The organism is Modestobacter versicolor (genome assembly GCF_014195485.1).
Classification (GTDB): domain Bacteria; phylum Actinomycetota; class Actinomycetes; order Mycobacteriales; family Geodermatophilaceae; genus Modestobacter; species Modestobacter versicolor.
The window spans coordinates 2,043,515-2,060,216 of record NZ_JACIBU010000001.1; the positions used below are offsets into that span (position 1 = coordinate 2,043,515).

Sequence of the window (16,702 nt, forward strand, 5' to 3'; positions counted from 1 at the left end):
TTTCGGCGCCGAAAGCCAACGGTCCCGGTTGGCTTTCCGCGCGGAAAGCCAACCGGCTTTCGGCGCCGAGAGCTGGGGGTCCTTCGACTAGCCGGCGCGGACGCCGGTGATCGGGACGACCTCGGGCCGCGGACGCGAGCCGGCGGCGGCGAGCACCCGCTGCGGGCTGCTGCTGTCCTCGCGCAGGCCGGCCATCCGCAGCGCGCGCACCCCGGTCAGCGCGTCGGCCTCCGGCGGGACCACCAGCAGGTCAATGCGCCGGTCGCCCTCCACCACCAGGGAGACCAGCTGCGGGTCCATGCTGCGGAAGGCGCCGGTGCGCACCGTGCGCCCGGCGACGGTCACCTTGCGCTGGACCTGGTGCTCCCAGGCCTCGACCGGGTAGGTGAAGCGCTCGACCCGCACGCCCAGGGTGTCCAGCGCGGCGATCAGCTCCGGGAGCTCGGCGCCCAGGTCCCGGCTGCGCGGCCACCACGCGCCGTCGAAGGTGACGTCGGCCGACGGCACCCCGGTGCGCAGCCGCACCCGTACGTCGATGCCGTTCCGGAAACCCGCTGCCCGCTGCACCGTCATCGGTCGCCCGACCACCTCTCGTGCTCACTCCCCCAGGCGTGCGCGGCCTTCCCCTGCCGCGCGCACCTCTCCCGACCGGAACGTACGAGCCGTCGAGCGACACCCCGGCGCGCCACGAGGGAGCCGTCGGCAGGTGTCCGGCCACCACGGCCGGTCATCACGCAGTGTGATCGGAGGGCAACTCTCGCCACAGGGGCACCTGGCGTTGTGTCAGCAGCCGCCCGCACCCCGGTGCCGACACGCCGCCCGGGGACGACGAACGCCGCCGTCCCCGCAGGGACGACGGCGTTCGACGCGATGGAACGGCCCCGCTGCAGGGGCCCGCCGCGAGCTCGCGAGCGGTGGGGGGCAGCGGGGTCCTTGATCAGGGCTTGGGCTTCCGGTTCTTGGAGCGGCCGCGCACGGTCTGGTCCAGCTCGACCTTGCGCACCCGCACGAAGCCGGGGGTGACCTCGACGCACTCGTCCTCGGCGCAGAACTCCAGCGCCTGCTCCAGGTTGAGCAGCCGCGGCGGGATGAGCCGCTCCAGCTCCTCGGAGGTGGACTTGCGCATGTTGGTGAGCTTCTTCTCCTTGGTGATGTTCACGTCCATGTCGTCCGGACGGGAGTTCTCACCGACGATCATGCCCTCGTAGACCTCGGTGCCGGGCTCGACCATCATCTGGCCGCGCTCCTGCAGGGAGAACATCGAGTAGGTCGTCGCCACACCGGAGCGGTCGGCGACCAGCGAGCCGGTCGGGCGGGCGCGCATGTCGCCCAGCCACGGCTCGTAGCCCTCGAGGTTGTGGTTCAGCACGCCGGTGCCGCGGGTCTCGGTGAGGAACTCGGTGCGGAACCCGATCAGGCCGCGCGACGGGACGATGTACTCCATCCGCGCCCAACCGGTGTCGTGGTGCACCAGGTTCTCGATCCGCCCGCGGCGGACGGCCAGCGCCTGGGTCAGCGTGCCGACGTACTCACCCGGGGTGTCGATGGTGACCCGCTCGACCGGCTCGTGCAGCTTGCCGTCGATCTCCTTGGTGACCACGGTCGGGCGGCCGACGGTCAGCTCGAACTCCTCGCGGCGCAGCTGCTCCACCAGGATGGCCAGCGCGAGCTCGCCGCGGCCCTGCATCTCCCAGGTGTCGGGGCGCTCGGTGGGCAGCATGCGCACCGAGACGTTGCCGACGAGCTCCTGGTCGAGCCGGTTCTTGATCAGGCGGGCGGTGAGCTTCTTGCCCGACTTGCCCGACAGCGGGCTGGTGTTGATGCCGATGGTGATCGAGATCGACGGCTCGTCGACGGTGATCGCCGGCAGCGGGCGCGGGTCGTTCGGGTCGGCGAGGGTGTCGCCGATCATGATCTCCTCGATGCCGGCGATGGCGATCAGGTCGCCGGGGCCGGCGCTGTCGGCCGGGGTGCGGGTGAGGCCCTCGGTGACCAGCAGCTCGGTGATCTTCGTCCGGGTGATCGTGCCGTCGGCCTTGCACCAGGCGACCTGCTGGCCGCGCTTCATCTCACCGGAGTGGATGCGCAGCAGCGCGAGGCGGCCGAGGAACGGCGAGGCGTCGAGGTTGGTGACCTGCGCGCGCAGCGGCTCCTCGGCGTCGTACTCCGGGGCCGGCACGGTGTCCAGCAGCGTCTTGACCAGCGGGCCGAGGTCCGGGCTGTCCGGGACGGTGCCGTTCTCCGGCTTGTTCAGCGACGCCTGGCCGGTGCGGCCGTTGCAGTAGACGATCGGGAACTCGAGGGTCTCGGCGGGCAGGCCGGCGTCCTCGAGCAGCTCGAGGAAGAGCTCGTAGGTCTCGTCGACGACCTCCTCGATGCGGGCGTCGTGCCGGTCGGTCTTGTTCACCGCGAGGATGACGGGCATCCCCTTGGCCAGCGCCTTGCGCAGCACGAAGCGGGTCTGCGGCAGCGGGCCCTCGGAGGCGTCGACGAGCAGGACGACGCCGTCGACCATGGACAGCGCGCGCTCGACCTCGCCACCGAAGTCGGCGTGGCCCGGGGTGTCGACGATGTTGACGATGACGGGGTTGCCGTCGTCGTCGTGCAGGTGGATCGCGGTGTTCTTGGCGAGGATGGTGATCCCGCGCTCGCGCTCGAGGTCCATGGAGTCCATGACCCGGTCCTGCGTGGAGTCGTTGTCGGTGCCCTCGCCCTTGGCCCGGCCCAGTGCACCGGCCTGTCGGAGCAGGGCGTCGACCAGGGTGGTCTTGCCGTGGTCGACGTGGGCGATGATCGCCACGTTGCGCAGGTCGTTGCGGGTGGGCATGCGGAGAGGCACCTCAGGAGATCGCGTGGGGGTCTGCGCGCAGCGGCGCGCGACACTGGGTCAACGACCATCCGGGCCGAGACCTTCCCGGCCAGAGTACGGGACGTGCGCGGTCTCTCAGGCCGGTTGTGACCGGTCCCCCACTCGGACGGACGACCCGGGACGGTCCGCGACCACCCAGGACAGCACGGCCGCTGCGGCGGTGACCACGCCCACGGCCAGCCAGGACGGCCAGCCGACGCCGAGGGCCAGCACGTGGGCGAGCACGAAGGCGACCACGTAGACGGCGCCGAGCACCGCGGCCACGGCCGCACCGCGACGGCGGTACCAGAGCCAGCCGGCGGCCAGCCCGCCCGCGGCGAACACCACGCCGCCCAGCGCCCGGACGCCGGTGCCCTGCGCGACGCCGAAGCCGGCGGCCAGGCCGACGGCGACCGCCACGGCCGACGGGAAGCGGGTCTGCACGCGGGCCAGGGTCGAGGCGGACATGCCCACCAGTGTCCCAGCGCGCGGGCCGGGAGGGCGGGTCAGCCCTGGGCCGCGGCCACCGCGGCGGCGATCCCGTCGGGGGTGAGCTGGTCGCCGTCCAGCTGGTCGCCGTCGACGAACACGGTGGGCGTACCGGTGACGCCGTCCTCGCTGGCCCGGTCAGTGGCGGCGGCGACCCAGTCGGCGTACCGGCGGTCCTCGATGCCCTGCGCGACGTCGGCGCCGGTCGCTCCGGCCTGGGTGGCGTACTCGACGAGCTGGTCGTCGCTCAGCCCCGCGCTGCCCTCCTCGGGCTGGTTGGCGAACAGCAGCTCGTGGAAGGCGCGGAAGGCGTCGGTGCCGGACTCGGCGACGACCGCCGCGGCGTTCAGCGCGCGGGTGGAGTACTCGGTGCTCGAGGCCCGGTCGAGGAACGCCATGCCGTGGTAGCGCACCTGCACGGTGCCGTCGTCGACGAGCTCGGCGATGGTGCTGCCGGCGGTCGACTCCAGCTGGGCGCAGACCGGGCACTGGAAGTCCTCGTAGACGTCCATCGTCACCGGGGCGTCGGCCGAGCCGACGGCGAAGGCGTAGCCGCCGTCGGTGGTGTTCGGCGGTGCGGCCGCGTCGGCCGAGGTGGAGGTGCGCTGGGTCTGCACGACGATGACGACGATCAGCGCCACCACCAGGACGGCGGCCGCCAGCACCCCGCCGGTCACCGCCCGTCGCCGGCGGGCAGCCGCCGCGTGGGCCGCGGCCTCGGCGGCGCGCTTGGCGGCGATCCGCTGCCGGGCGGCCTCCCGCTTGGTCTCACCGGACATGTGCGAGCTCCTCCTCCGAGTGGCCGCCGAGGGCGAGCCGGGACGCGGGCCGGCGGGCCAGCGCGAGTGCGACGAGCAGCAGCCCGACGTCGCGGGCCACCTCGCCCGGGTAGGCGGTGCGGCCGGCGGCGACCTCGCCACCACCGCCGAAGCAGCCGCAGTCGATCTGCAGGCCGCGGGCCCAGGCCGAGCCGACGCCGACCAGGAAGACCACCATCAGCGCCGCGGCGGCGAGCGCCGCCGTGCGCACGAAGACCCCGGCGAGCAGGGCCAGCCCCACCGCGATCTCAAGGACCGGCAGGCCGAAGGCGACCGGCCCGACCAGCCCCTCGGGGAGCAGCCGGTAGGCGCGCACCGCCCGCACCGCGGCGGCCGGGTCGGGCACCTTCAGCGCGCCGGCGACGACGAGGACGCCGCCGAGCAGCAGCCGGGCAGCGGTGGCCACCCAGGGCCAGGTCGGTCTCACGACCGGACAGTCGCTCGCCGGGCTGGTGTGGTTCCCGGAGCGACCTGTGGGTCACCTGGCAGTCGCCCGGACATGCCGAGGGCCCCGGCGCGCGATGCGCCGGGGCCCCGGTGAGGAACTGGAGCGGCCCCTCAGCAGGGTCCCGCCGCGAGCCTGCGAGCGGTGGGGGGCTGAGGGGTCCTTTCTCAGGCGGCGCGGAGCACGGCCTCGATCTCGAGCTCGACGGAGATCTTGTCGCCGACGACGACGCCGCCGCCGTCCATCGGCATGTCGATGTCGACGCCGAACTCCTTGCGGGAGATCTCGGTCTTGCCGGAGAAGCCGGCGCGCGTGCCGCCGTAGGCGTCCGGGCCGAAGCCGTTGAGCTCCAGGGCCAGGGTGACGGGCTTGGTGATGCCCTTGATCGTCAGGTTGCCCTCGACGACCCAGTCCTCGCCGTGGTTGCGCACGACGGTCGAGCGGAACTCCATGACGGTGTGGTTGCCGACGTCGAAGAAGTCAGCGGACTTGATGTGCGCGTCCCGCTGCTCCTGCCGGGTGTCGATCGAGTCCATGTCGATGGTGGCGTGCACCGTGGACTGCGCCGGGTCGGCGGCGGTGACGATCTCGCCGGAGAACTCGCGGAAGTAGCCGCGGACCTTGCTGACCATCATGTGACGGACGCTGAAGCCCACCGTCGAGTGGGAGGCGTCGATGTCCCACGTGCCGACGACGTAACCGGGGATCTGGGTGGTGCTGGTCATGGTGACCCTCCATCTGGTTGAGCGTTTGACTGCTTTCGCTGGGCCGTAGCGTAGTTGAAGACTTGAGTATTCCGCTAGTACCCTCGGGACATGAGCACTGAGGTGTGTCCCGGCCCCCTGGGTGGCGCTGCCCCGCGGGAGTCGGCGACGGCGCACGGTACGACCCGGTGGCTCGACGCCGAGGAACAGCGCGCCTGGCGGGCCTACATGTACAGCTGGATGCTGCTGGAGGACCGGCTGGACCGCGAGCTGACCCGGGAGACGGGCATCAGCCACGCGTACTACGAGATCCTCGTGCAGCTCTCGGAGACCGAGGGCCGGCAGCTGCGGATGAGCGAGCTCGCCGACCGCTGCCTGTCCTCGCGCAGCCGGCTGTCCCACGCCGTCTCCCGGCTGGAGGAGCGCGGCTGGGTGCGCCGGCAGGTCTGCGCCGAGGACGGCCGCGGCCAGCTCGCCGTCCTCACCGACGAGGGCTTCGCCGCGCTGGAGCAGGCCGCCCCCGTGCACGTGGAGAGCGTGCGCAGCCACCTGTTCGACCAGCTGGACGCGGCTCAGCTCACCGCGATGCGCGACATCGGCGAGACGCTGCTGCGGCACCTGAACGAGGCGTAGGGCGCACCGCCCCGGCTGCCGGGAGCCCGGCAGCCGGGGCGGTGCGGTCAGGCCGCCGGGGTCAGCGAGACACCGGACAGGAACAGCTCCCGGCTGAGCACGCCGGTGTCCGGGTTGTCGGTGAACAGCCCGTCGACGCCGGCGGCCCAGAACAGCAGCTGCTCCTCCAGCGCCGAGCCGTACGCCGCCGGGTCGGTGCCCTCGTCGAGGTCGGCGGGCAGGAAGGCGTTCTCGTTGCGGAACGTGTAGGGGTGCACCAGCAGGTCGACGGCGTGCGCGTCCGCGACGAACGAGGTCGGCTCCCCCAGCGTGCCGTCCGCCCGGAGCGGGATCACCTGGGCCTTCTCCGGACCGACACCGTCGGCGTAGCCGGCCACCTCGGCCAGGCCCGCGGCCGTGGAGAGGTCGGCGTAGGTGCGCGGGTCACCCGCGGCGACCAGGTCGGCGGGGGCGCCGGCCGCCGAGAGCAGCTGCACCAGCGGCACCCGCACGCCGGCCGCGTCGAGCTCCCGCAGGTTCGTCGTCTCGAACGACTGCAGGAAGACCGGCGAGCTGCGGCGGTCCAGCCGCGCCTCGCGCAGGTCGGCCAGCAGCGGCTCCTCGAGCGACAGGTCGATGCCGTCGAAGTACGTGGGGTGCTTGGTCTCGATGTAGGCGCCCACGTCCCGGCGCAGCTCGCGGCTGAGGTCGGTGCGCAGCTGCAGGAACTCGTCCAGGGTGGGGACGCCGAAGATGCCGTCGTAGAGGGTGTTCTCCTCGCGCACCTCCGGCAGCCGCTCGACGGCGCGCAGCGTCTGCAGCTCGGCGAGGGTGAAGTCCTCGGTGAACCAGCCGGTGAGCGCGACGCCGTCGACGGTCTTGGTGGTCTGCCGGTCGGCGAACTCCGGGTGCTCGGCCACGTCGGTGGTCCCGGAGATCTCGTTCTCGTGCCGGCACACCAGGACCCGGTCGGCGGTGCTCACCACGTCGCACTCGATGTGGTCCGCCCCCATCCGCGCGGCCAGCTCGTAGGCGGCCAGCGTGTGCTCGGGCCGGTAGCCGGAGGCACCGCGGTGGCCGATGACCAGCAGGTCGCCGGCGGCGGCGTGCCCGCCACCGCCGTGACCGGCACCCGGGTGGCCGCCACCTCCGTGCCACCGGTCGGACGCGGCCGCCGGTGCCGCGGCCGAGGACGGCACCACGACCGACAGCAGGACGGCGAGCAGGGCGGTCAGCGCAGCGGCGCACCACCGGGACGCACGGCTCATCGGAGCTCCCCCGGGCTCGGTCGGCGACCCTCGCCTGCGGCCCGCACCCAGCACAGTGCGCCCCCAGCCCGGGCACAGGCAATGGCCGGTGAACAGGCCGTGAACCCGGGTGGCCTACTCCCCGCGCCAGACGGGGGCACGCTTCTCGGCGAACGCCCGGGCGCCCTCCTGCGCGTCGGCCGAGGCGAACACCCGCTCGGCCACCTCCCGCTGGGCGGCCAGCGCCTCGCGGTCGGTCCACCTCACCGACCCGGCGACCAGCTGCTTGCTGACGCGCACCGCGAGGGGCCCGTTGACCGCGATCCGGGCAGCCAGCTCGCGGGCCCCGGCCAGCGCGCCGCCGGGCTCGGTGAGCACGTTGACCAGCCCGAACCGGTGCGCCTCCTCGGCGGGCAGCGGGTCACCGGTCAGCGCCATCTCCATCGCCCGCTGGTAGGGCAGCGCCTTGGCCAGCCGCAGCACCCCGCCCCCCGCGGCGAACAGGCCGCGCTTGACCTCGGGGATGCCGAACCGGGCGTCCCGGGCGGCGACGACGAGGTCCGCGCTCAGCGCCAGCTCGCAGCCGCCGGCCAGCGCCCAGCCCTCGACGGCGGCGATCAGCGGCTTGGCCGGCGGCGCCTCGGTCAGCCCGGCGAACCCGCGCCCCTCGATCCGCGGCCGCTCCCCGCGGGCGAAGGCCTTGAGGTCCATCCCCGCGCAGAACGTGCCGCCGGCGCCGGTGAGCACCAGGACGGCGACGTCGTCCCGGGCGTCGAACTCGTCGAGGGCGGCGGCCAGCGCCTGCGTCGTCGCCAGGTCGACGGCGTTCTTCGCCTCCGGCCGGTTCAGGGTCAGCACCCCGACCCCGTCGGTCACCTCGGTCAGCACCGGTCCGGTCATCGCGCGTCTCCTCCTCGGCGTGCAGCGTGGCCGGCGGCGGTGCCGGTCACGGTCCCTCGACCCGCAGCACGGACCCGTCCAGCGCCAGCCAGACCCGCCGCGGCGTGACGCCGTAGCCGGCGTCCACGACGACCAGCGGGTCGCCGTAGACCGGGAACGGCCGCTCCACCAGCGCCGCCAGGTACTCCACGTCCTCGGGTTCGTCGCCCAGCGACCGGTTGGCCGTCCGGAGCGCCGCGAGCAGCGTCGCCGTCGGGACGGCGGCCAGGTCGAAGGCGGCCTCCGGCGGGGGCTGGCGCACCAGGTCGGTGACGTAGGGCGTCTCGGAGGAGCCCCCGGCGTACTGCTCGTGCCGTGCGTACAGCCCGGTGTCGGCGTCCAGCAGGTCGACGCTGAGCCGGTCGTCGTCGAAGGCCAGCTGGGTCACCTGGCTGGTGCCCGCATCGGCGACCATCGCGGCCAGCGACCGCTCGAGCCGGTCGCCGTCGAGGAAGCCGGGCTCGTCGACCAGCGTGTCCTCGACGTCCTCGTCCGACGACCAGGAGAGCGGCTCGCCGGTCCGGTCGGCGACCACCACCCCGGCGGGCACGGCGAGGCCGACGACGAACGCGGCCACCGCGCCGCGCCACCGCCGCCGCCGCCGTGGCGCACCCGGCGCCTCGGGGAGCGGCACGGTGCTCGTGGGTGCCAGCGACATCAGACCTCCGCCCGCTGGTCGACGAAGAGCAGCCGGCCGTCCGCGGTGCCCCACCAGGTGGCGGACACCCACTCGTCGTCGGCGGCGACGCGCACGGTGACGTCGGGGCGCAGGCCGCGCGGCCGGTCGATCACCGCGGTCAGGTCGGCGCCGTCCACGCGCGGCCGGGCGTCCTGCCGGCGGGCGTCGTCGAGCAGCCGGGACAGCACGTCGGGGGCGAGGTCGCCGGCGCGGAAGGCGTCGTCGGCGATCGCTGCGCCGGTGCCGAGGTCGACCTCGGCCGGCAGCGCGTCGACCCGACCCTGCCAGCCTCCGGGCACGGCGGTGACGACGAGGAAGCTGAGCGGGCCGCCCGGGAGCGCGCTGCCGAGCACGCCGACCTCCTGCTCGCCGACCGTGACCGAGTACAGGGTGGTGAGCCCGTGCTCGGCGGCCGCCCAGGCCAGCGCGTCGCCGAGCGCGCGGCCGGCGAACATGCCCCCGGGGCCGGGGCCGGGGCCGGGGCCGGGGCCGGCCGAGGGCGGGCGGGCGCCGGTCACCGGCGGCGCGACCGCGGTGGGCCGCGACGGGCCGCTGCGCACCGCCCACACCGCCCACAGCACGACGCTGGTCGCCAGGCAGACGCCCACGACCGTGCCGGAGAACCCGGGCACGACGTCCAGGCCCGCGGCGGCGGCGAAGCCGACGGCGAGCCCCAGCAGCAACCCCTGAACGACCCGCACCGCTCCCCCGTCCTCCCGGTCAGCGGCAGCAGGCTAGCCGGACCTCAGCCCTGCCAGACCTCGCGGACACGGTCGGCCACCGCCGCGGCCTGGGCGCGGCCGGCCCGCGCGGCGGGCTCACGGGCGGCCGGGTCGAGCACGTTCTTGCCGATCGCGGCCAGGCTGGCCTGGTCCGGCGAGACGACGGCGACCCGGCTGACCAGCCCGGTGACCTGCGCGTCGACGCTGGTCATCGGCCCGGCACCGCGGGGCAGCGGGGCCACGACGACGATCCGGTCGTACTCGGCGGCCAGGTCGGCGTTCGCCGGGGAGCGCATCCCGCCGTCCACGTACCGGTGGCCGTCGATGGTGACCGGCGGGTAGACGCCCGGGACGGCGCAGCTCGCGCCGACCGCGGCCACCAGCTCGACGCCGGACTCCCGGGTGAAGGTGACGAACTCCCCGCTCTCCGCGTCGACCGCGGTGACCACCAGCGGCCGGTCGGACCACTCGGGGCTGGGCAGCCGGGAGGCGATCGCTGCGCGGCGCTCCGCCTCGGTCGGGGTCCTCCCGGTGTCGGCGGCGGTGCGGGCCAGCTCGCCGACCCGGCGGCGGAACGCCACGTCGTCGCGGCGGGCCAGCAGCATCGCCAGGCCGTAGCGGGCCAGCGTGCGTCGGCCGAGCCGGGCGGCGCGCTCGGTGCCGACGTGCGGCTCGAGCTGGCCTTCGTACAGCTGCTCGAGGTCGACCCCGCTGCGCAGCTGCGCCCCGACCACCGACCCGGCCGAGGTGCCGACGACGAGGTCGGCGGTGCCCAGGTCGACCCCGGCCTCGGCGAGCCCGGCGAGCACACCGACCTCCCAGGCGATGCCGGTGATGCCGCCGCCACCGAGGACCAGGGCCGTGCGCTGCTCGCTCATCCGGTCATCCTGACGCACCGCCCCGGCGTGACAGCCGAGGGTGACGTGCGCCACTCTGGGCAGTCCGACAACGACGCCGGAGGCAGCCCAGATGACCCAGGTCCGGAGCACCGCCGCCCCCTCCATCTGGCCGCCCGGGCTGCCGCGGTCGCTGGCCTACCCGCCGGTGCCGGTCGGCTCGGTGCTGCGGGCCGCGGTGCGCCGCTGGGGCGACCGGACGGCGTTCGTCCACCACGACGTCGAGCTCTCGTTCACCGAGCTGGGGCGCCGCGCGCACGCCGTCGCCGCCGGGCTGGCCGAGCGCGGCATCGGCCGGGGCGACGTCGTCGCCGTCCACCTGCCCAACTGCCTGCAGTACCCGGCCGTCTACTACGGCGTGCTGCTGGCCGGCGCCGTCTTCTCCCCCACCAACCCGCTGCTGCCCCCGGCCGGGCTGGCGGCCCAGCTCGCCGACGCCGGCGCGCGGGCGCTGGTCACCTGGGAGCCGGTGCTGCCCGTGGTCCGCGCCGCACTCCAGGGCACCGGCGTCCGGACCGTGGTCGTCACCGGGCCGCAGCAGATCGCCGAGCCGGCCGCCGCCGTGGAGCTGGACGGGCTGCCCGGCGCGGTCTCGCTGGCCGACCTGCTCGCCGCCGACCCGGCCGACGCGCACCGCGACGCCGGCCTGGACCCGACCACCGACCTGGCGCACCTGGCCTACACCGGCGGCACCACCGGGGTGAGCAAGGGCGTCGAGCTGCCGCACCGCGCCGTGGTCACCAACGTGCTGCAGTCGGCGTGCTTCAGCACCGGCTCGGTGCCGGCGCTGGACGACGCCGGCGACGTGACGCTCGACCAGGTCAGCGACCCCGCCGAGCACCCCACCCGGCTGGGCACCGCCACGGTCATCAACCTGACGCCGTGGTTCCACGCGATGGGCGTGATCGGCTACCTCAACGGCCAGGTGATGGGCGGGTCGACCGTCGTCGTCCACGACCGCTTCGACCCGCAGCTGTACGTCGCCGACGCGGTCCGGTACCGGGTCACCGGCATCGGGGGCGCCCCGCCGGTGTTCGTCGCGCTGCTCCAGGTGCCGGGCATCGCCGACGCCGACCTGTCCAGCGTCCGCGGGGTCTCCAGCGGTGCCGCCCCGCTGCCGGTGCCGCTGATCGAGCGGCTGCACGACCTGCTGCCCGACGCGGTGGTCTGCGAGGGCTACGGGCTCACCGAGGTGACCATGCAGGCCACCGGCAACCCGCCGCACACCAGCGGCGTGCGCAAGCCCGGCACCGTCGGCGTCCCGCTGCCGGACACCGCGATCAGCATCCGCCCGCTGGGTGGCGGCGACCCGCTGCCGGCCGGCGAGCGCGGCGAGGTGTGCATCCGCGGGCCGCAGGTCATGCGCGGGTACGCCGGTCGCGCGGACGCGACGGCGGAGGCGATCGACCCCGACGGCTGGTTCCACACCGGCGACGTCGGGGTGCTGGACGCCGACGGCTACCTGTCCATCGTCGACCGGACCAAGGACATGCTGCTCTACAAGGGCTACAACGTCTTCCCGCGCGAGCTGGAGGAGCTGCTGTTCGCCATGCCGGGCATCGCCGCCGCCGCGGTGGTCGGCCGCCCCGACCCGGAGGCCGGGGAGCTGCCGGTGGCCTACGTGGTGCGGCGCGGGGACGACGCCGGCGCGGCGCTGACCGCCGAGGGCGTGCTGACCGCGGTCAACGAGCTGGTGACGCCGTACAAGCGGCTGCGCGACGTGGTCTTCGTCGACGCGCTGCCCGTGTCGCCGGCCGGCAAGGTGCTCAAGCGCGAGCTCAGCGCCCGCGAGCGAGCCGGCGCGGCCACCACCAGTTGACGTCGCCGAACGCCGCGACCAGCGCCGGGGTGAGCACCCCGCGCACCACGGTGGCGTCGAGCAGGATGCCCAGCGCCAGCGTGGTGGCGAAGATCTTCACGTCGACCACCGGCACCGTCGACAGCGCCACGAACGCCAGGAACAGGATCAGCGCCGCCGAGGTGACCAGTCGGCCGGTGTGGGCGACGCCGTGCACGGTCGCCTCGTCGGTGCTCATCCCGGCGTCCCGGCCCTCCCGGATGCGGGACAGGATGAACACCTCGTAGTCCATCGACAGCCCGAACAGGAACGAGAACGCGGCCACCGGCACCCAGAAGGTGAGCGTGCCGGTGGCGGTGGCGCCGAACAGCAGGTCGGTCAGGTGCCCCTCCTGCCAGATCCACACGGTGATCCCGTAGGCCGCCGCGATCGACACGACGTTGAGCAGCAGCGCCTTCACCGGCAGCCAGATCGACCGCAGCGCCGGGGCCAGCAGGGCGAAGGTGACCAGGCAGACCAGCGGCAGCACCCACCAGGCGTTGCCGTAGATCGCCCGCACCGAGTCGGCGTCGCCGGCCGCGGTGCCGCCCACCCGGGCGCCGTCCAGCTCGTCCGCGGCGTCGCGCACGGCGGTCAGCGCGGCGCGGCCGGCGGTGGACGACGGGTCGTCGGCGAGGACGACGCCGACCAGCCCCGCGCCGTCGCCGGCCCACCCCGGCCCCTCCGGCGCGAGCACGCCGGCCACCCCGTCGACCCCGGCCAGCCGCTCGACGGCGGCGTCCCGGTCGGCGGTGAGCACCTCGACCGGCCGGGCGAGCCCGGCGGGCAGGCCGTCGGCGGTCAGCCGCTGGAAGGCGGTGGCGGCCGGGCTCGAGCCGGTCGCGGTCGCGGTGACCTCCGGGCTGCCCAGCCGGATGCCCAGCACCGGGAGCGCCAGCACCAGCAGGGCAGCGGTGGCCAGCAGCGCGGCGACCCAGCGGTGCCGGACCACCGTCGTCCCGATCCGGTGCCAGCTGCGGCTCTCCGCGGCCGGCGGACGGCGGCGCGGCCACTCCAGCCGGCGGCCGGCCGAGGCGAGCAGCACCGGCAGCAGGGTGAGCGCGACGAGCACGCTGACCAGCGGGATCAGCAGCCCGCCGAAGCCGACGGTGCGCAGGAACGGGAGCGGGAGCACCACCAGCGACAGCAGCGAGATCGCCACCGTGACGCCGCTGAAGACGACCGCCCGCCCGGCGGTGGTCATCGCGGTGCGGACGGCGGTGAGGTCGTCGGCGCCGGCGGCCCGTTCCTCGCGCCAGCGCATCACCACCAGCAGCGAGTAGTCGATGGCCACGCCCAGCCCGATCAGGCCCACGAGGTACTGCACGATGAAGCTGACGTCGGTGAGCGCGGTCAGGCCCAGCACCAGCAGGAACGTCGTGGTGATCGCGACCGCGGCGACCAGCAGCGGCACCAGGGCCAGCAGCGAGCCGAACACCAGGGCCAGCACGACGATCGCCCCGCCGGCGCCCAGCGCGATCTCCACGATGATCGGCCGCTCGTCGCCGCCGCCCTCGGCCAGCACCGGGGTGCCGGTGACCACCGGGGCGACGCCGGCGACGGTGACCCCGGTCAGCGCGCCCTCGAGCTGCGGGAGCGCCGCGGCGTAGGGCGCCGCGCCCTCGACGGCCGGCGGCCACACCAGCGCGACGGCCGTGCGGTCGTCGCCCGCGCCGAGGGTCTCCGCGCCCGGCGAACCGTCGAACGGGGTGGCCACCCGCCAGCCGGGCTGCCGGGCCCGGTCGAAGACGGCGGCCAGCTCCCGCTGGCTGCCCGCCACGGTGCTGCCCTCGGGGAGGGCGACGGTGACCAGCAGCGGGTCGTTGCCCCCGCCGTTGCCCACCTCCCCGACGATCGCCTCGTTCGCCTCGTACGCGGGCTGCCCGGGGGTGGAGAAGTCGAAGCCGAGCCGGTCGATCGTGGTCGGGGCCAGCACCCCGCCGGTGACGGCGAGCAGCAGCCAGGCCAGCACCACGGTGCGGCGGTGCGCGAGCACCCAGTCGGTCAGCCGGCCCATCGTCTCCCTCTCCCGGATGAGCATCAGGAGACTGATGCTCTGCGGACAACCTACGGTGTCCCTTCGTGGAGCAGCCAGCGGACGGAGGCGACCCGCAACGGCCGCTGCCCTCCTGGCTCGCCGACGACCCCGCGGCGATCCCCGCGTACGCGCTGGCCCGGGCCGGCAACGCGATGACCGCCCGGTTCACCCGGGAGCTGGCCACCGTCGGGCTGCGGCCGCACACCTTCACCGTGCTGGTGCACCTGGCCCGCGAACCCGCGCTGACCTCGGCCGAGCTGGCCCGGCGGCTGGCGGTGACGCCGCAGAGCATGAGCGCGCTGCTGCACGGGCTGGCAGAGGCCGGCTGGGTCGAGCGGCCCACCGGGGCGCTGCGCGGCCAGCGCATCGACGTCCGGCTCACCGACGCCGGGCGGGAGGCCCTGGCCGCCGCCGGCCCGGTGCTCGCCGAGCTCGGCCGCCCCGAGGCGATGGGGCTGACGGCCGAGGAGGCGACCACCCTGCACGCGCTGCTCCAGCGCGTGCTCTCCACCCTGTCCGACCCGAGGAGATCACCGTGACCGAGGTCGCCGAGGCCTTCTACCTGCCGCTGGGCGAGGGACGCTTCGCCCCGACCAGGGCCACCGAGAGCCCGTGGGACAGCTCCGCCCAGCACGGCGGCCCGCCCTCGGCGCTGCTGGCGCACCTGGCCGGCGCCACCGCCGAGCCCGGTCAGCGGGCGGCCCGGGTGTCGGTGGACTTCCTCGGCGCGATCCCCCGCCGGGAGCTGAGCGTGGAGGTGTCCGCCGTCCGGCCCGGGCGGCGGATCTCGCTCACCGAGGCCCGGATGACCGTCGACGGGCGCGCGGTCGCCGTCGCGCGGGTGTGGCACCTGGCCACCGGCCCCACCCCGCCGGTGCGCACCCCGGTCGTCGTCCCCCCGGCGCTGCCCGCCGCGGGCGAGAGCCCCACCCTGCTGCTGCCGCAGATGGGCGACTGGGGCTACGGGCGGGCGCTGGACTGGCGGTACACCGCCGGCTCCCCCGACCGGCCCGGCCCGGCCGCGGTCTGGACCCGGGTGCGGGTGCCGCTGGTCGCCGGCGAGGAGATCACCCCGCTGGCCCGAGTGCTGGTCGCCGCCGACGCGGCCAACGGGATCTCCGCCGAGCTCGACCTGACCCGGTGGCTGTCCATCCCGCCGGGCATGGCCACCACCGTGCTGCGCGAGCCGGTCGGCGAGTGGGTGCACCTGGACTGCCGCACCCAGCTGGCCGAGGACGGGCTGGGCCTGTGCTCCGGCTCCTCTCCGACCCGTCCGGGGCGGTCGCCGAGGTGTCCCAGCCGCTGCTGGTCCGCGAGCGGTGAGCGCGGCAGGACCCGTCCCGGCGCCCCCGGCGGCTATCGTCCGCCCGGTGACCGAGGAGCGGCCGGCGTGCTGAGCGACGACCACAGCGGCGTCCACCTGGCGCACAGCGAGGAGTCACCGGCCCGGCAGGTGGGGCGCCGGGTGCTCATCGCCTCGATCGTGCTGATCGCGACGGTCATGATCGTGTACTTCGACCGCGAGGGGTACCGCGACAACAACGGCGGCGAGATCAGCGTCCTGGACGCGACCTACTACGCCACCGTCACCCTCTCCACCACCGGCTACGGCGACATCACCCCGGTCGAGCCGGGCGCCCGGCTGGTCAACATCCTCGTGATCACGCCCCTGCGGATCGCGTTCCTGCTCATCCTCATCGGCACCACCCTCGAGGCGCTCACCGCGCGCTCGCGGGAGGAGTTCCGGGTCCGACGCTGGAGGTCTCGCGTGCGCCAGCACGTCGTCGTGTGCGGTTACGGGACCAAGGGCCGCAGCGCGATCCGCGCCCTGCTGAGCACCGGCACCGCCCCCGATCACATCGTGGTCGTCGACCCCGACCCGCGGGCCATCGAGGAGGCGACCTCGGCCGGCCTCACCGGCGTGCTCGGGGACGCCGGGCGCACCGAGGTGCTGCGCCGGACGTCGGTGGAGAAGGCGCGGGCGGTGATCGTGGCGGCCAACCGGGACGACGCCGCGGTGCTCATCGTGCTCACCGTCCGGCAGCTCAACCCGAGCGTGCCGATCACCGCCAGCGTGCGCGAGGAGGAGAACGCCAGCCTGCTGCGGCAGTCCGGTGCCGACTCGGTCATCACCACCTCGGCGACGTCGGGCCGGCTGCTGGGGCTCTCCCCGGACCAGCCCGGCGTGGTGCACGTGGTCGAGGACCTGCTGACCTCCGGGCGCGGCCTGGACCTGCAGCAGCGCACCGTCTCGCAGTCCGAGGTGGGCCTGGGCCCGCGCCAGCTGCGCGACGTCGTCCTCTCGGTGCAGCGCGGTGGCCGCGAGCTCCGCTTCGACGACCCGCTGATCGGCACCCTGCAGAGCGGCGACGTGCTCGTCGTCGTCAAGGCGCACCGGGCGAACGACGCCAGCCTGAACTGACCCGCC

Annotated in this window: 16 protein-coding genes; 4 read left to right on the forward strand and 12 right to left on the reverse strand. The window is 74.9% G+C overall.

What is annotated here, in order from left to right:
- Positions 1 to 87 precede the first annotated feature (87 nt).
- The 6 genes from FHX36_RS09965 to FHX36_RS09990 all read right to left on the reverse strand — a co-directional run bounded on the left by FHX36_RS09965 (position 88) and on the right by FHX36_RS09990 (position 5,325).
- The gene (locus FHX36_RS09965) at positions 88 to 573 is read right to left on the reverse strand and encodes a DUF5994 family protein (RefSeq protein WP_110553951.1); all 486 of its coding nucleotides are present in this window, start codon (positions 571 to 573) and stop codon (positions 88 to 90) included.
- A gap of 364 nt (positions 574 to 937) precedes the next feature.
- Positions 938 to 2,827, reverse strand: a complete 1,890-nt coding sequence (typA, locus tag FHX36_RS09970) for a translational GTPase TypA (RefSeq protein ID WP_110553950.1) — start codon at positions 2,825 to 2,827, stop codon at positions 938 to 940.
- Between the two features lie 117 nt (positions 2,828 to 2,944).
- Complete coding sequence (locus FHX36_RS09975; protein WP_183513707.1) at positions 2,945 to 3,316, reverse strand: hypothetical protein; 372 nt, start codon at positions 3,314 to 3,316, stop codon at positions 2,945 to 2,947.
- 38 nt (positions 3,317 to 3,354) lie between these two features.
- Entirely contained in the window at positions 3,355 to 4,116 is a 762-nt protein-coding gene (locus tag FHX36_RS09980; RefSeq protein ID WP_110552707.1) for a DsbA family protein, read from the reverse strand.
- On the reverse strand, positions 4,106 to 4,582 hold the full coding sequence (locus FHX36_RS09985; RefSeq protein ID WP_110552708.1) for a MauE/DoxX family redox-associated membrane protein: 477 nt from the start codon (positions 4,580 to 4,582) through the stop codon (positions 4,106 to 4,108). Before FHX36_RS09985 ends, FHX36_RS09980 begins: the two co-directional genes overlap by 11 nt.
- Positions 4,583 to 4,767: 185 nt before the next feature.
- Positions 4,768 to 5,325 (reverse strand): YceI family protein, encoded by a 558-nt coding sequence (locus FHX36_RS09990; RefSeq protein WP_110552709.1) that lies wholly within the window; start codon positions 5,323 to 5,325, stop codon positions 4,768 to 4,770.
- 90 nt (positions 5,326 to 5,415) lie between these two features.
- Between FHX36_RS09990 and FHX36_RS09995 the strand changes: the two genes are divergently transcribed.
- Positions 5,416 to 5,937 carry a MarR family winged helix-turn-helix transcriptional regulator gene (locus tag FHX36_RS09995; RefSeq protein ID WP_246405452.1) on the forward strand — a complete coding sequence of 174 codons (522 nt, stop codon included), beginning with the start codon at positions 5,416 to 5,418 and terminating at the stop codon, positions 5,935 to 5,937.
- Between the two features lie 47 nt (positions 5,938 to 5,984).
- Here the strand turns inward: FHX36_RS09995 and FHX36_RS10000 are convergent, their stop codons facing one another.
- The 5 genes from FHX36_RS10000 to FHX36_RS10020 form a co-directional block, all read right to left on the reverse strand.
- Entirely contained in the window at positions 5,985 to 7,184 is a 1,200-nt protein-coding gene (locus FHX36_RS10000) for a glycerophosphodiester phosphodiesterase (protein WP_110552711.1), read from the reverse strand.
- Positions 7,185 to 7,298: 114 nt separating this feature from the next.
- Positions 7,299 to 8,063, reverse strand: a complete 765-nt coding sequence (locus tag FHX36_RS10005) for a crotonase/enoyl-CoA hydratase family protein (protein ID WP_110552712.1) — start codon at positions 8,061 to 8,063, stop codon at positions 7,299 to 7,301.
- Positions 8,064 to 8,109: 46 nt separating this feature from the next.
- Positions 8,110 to 8,760, reverse strand: coding sequence for a hypothetical protein (locus FHX36_RS10010; RefSeq protein ID WP_110552713.1), 651 nt, complete (start codon positions 8,758 to 8,760; stop codon positions 8,110 to 8,112).
- Positions 8,760 to 9,482, reverse strand: a complete 723-nt coding sequence (locus FHX36_RS10015; protein ID WP_146251626.1) for a hypothetical protein — start codon at positions 9,480 to 9,482, stop codon at positions 8,760 to 8,762. Before FHX36_RS10015 ends, FHX36_RS10010 begins: the two co-directional genes overlap by 1 nt.
- 44 nt (positions 9,483 to 9,526) lie before the next feature.
- On the reverse strand, positions 9,527 to 10,381 hold the full coding sequence (locus tag FHX36_RS10020) for a patatin-like phospholipase family protein (protein ID WP_110552715.1): 855 nt from the start codon (positions 10,379 to 10,381) through the stop codon (positions 9,527 to 9,529).
- A 91-nt stretch (positions 10,382 to 10,472) separates the two neighbouring features.
- On the opposite strand from FHX36_RS10020, the gene FHX36_RS10025 reads away from it, so the two are divergent.
- Positions 10,473 to 12,218: a class I adenylate-forming enzyme family protein gene (locus FHX36_RS10025; protein WP_110552716.1), complete on the forward strand. Its 1,746-nt coding sequence runs from the start codon at positions 10,473 to 10,475 to the stop codon at positions 12,216 to 12,218.
- Here FHX36_RS10025 and FHX36_RS10030 read toward each other — a convergent pair.
- Entirely contained in the window at positions 12,178 to 14,277 is a 2,100-nt protein-coding gene (locus FHX36_RS10030; protein WP_246405454.1) for an MMPL family transporter, read from the reverse strand. The two genes, FHX36_RS10025 and FHX36_RS10030, sit on opposite strands and share 41 nt — an antisense overlap.
- 41 nt (positions 14,278 to 14,318) lie before the next feature.
- Between FHX36_RS10030 and FHX36_RS10035 the strand changes: the two genes are divergently transcribed.
- Complete coding sequence (locus FHX36_RS10035) at positions 14,319 to 14,813, forward strand: MarR family winged helix-turn-helix transcriptional regulator (RefSeq protein ID WP_181428797.1); 495 nt, start codon at positions 14,319 to 14,321, stop codon at positions 14,811 to 14,813.
- A complete protein-coding gene (locus FHX36_RS22860) occupies positions 14,810 to 16,696 on the forward strand; it encodes an NAD-binding protein (RefSeq protein WP_181428796.1) in 1,887 nt (628 codons plus the stop codon). Before FHX36_RS10035 ends, FHX36_RS22860 begins: the two co-directional genes overlap by 4 nt.
- The last annotated feature ends 6 nt before the right edge of the window (positions 16,697 to 16,702 follow it).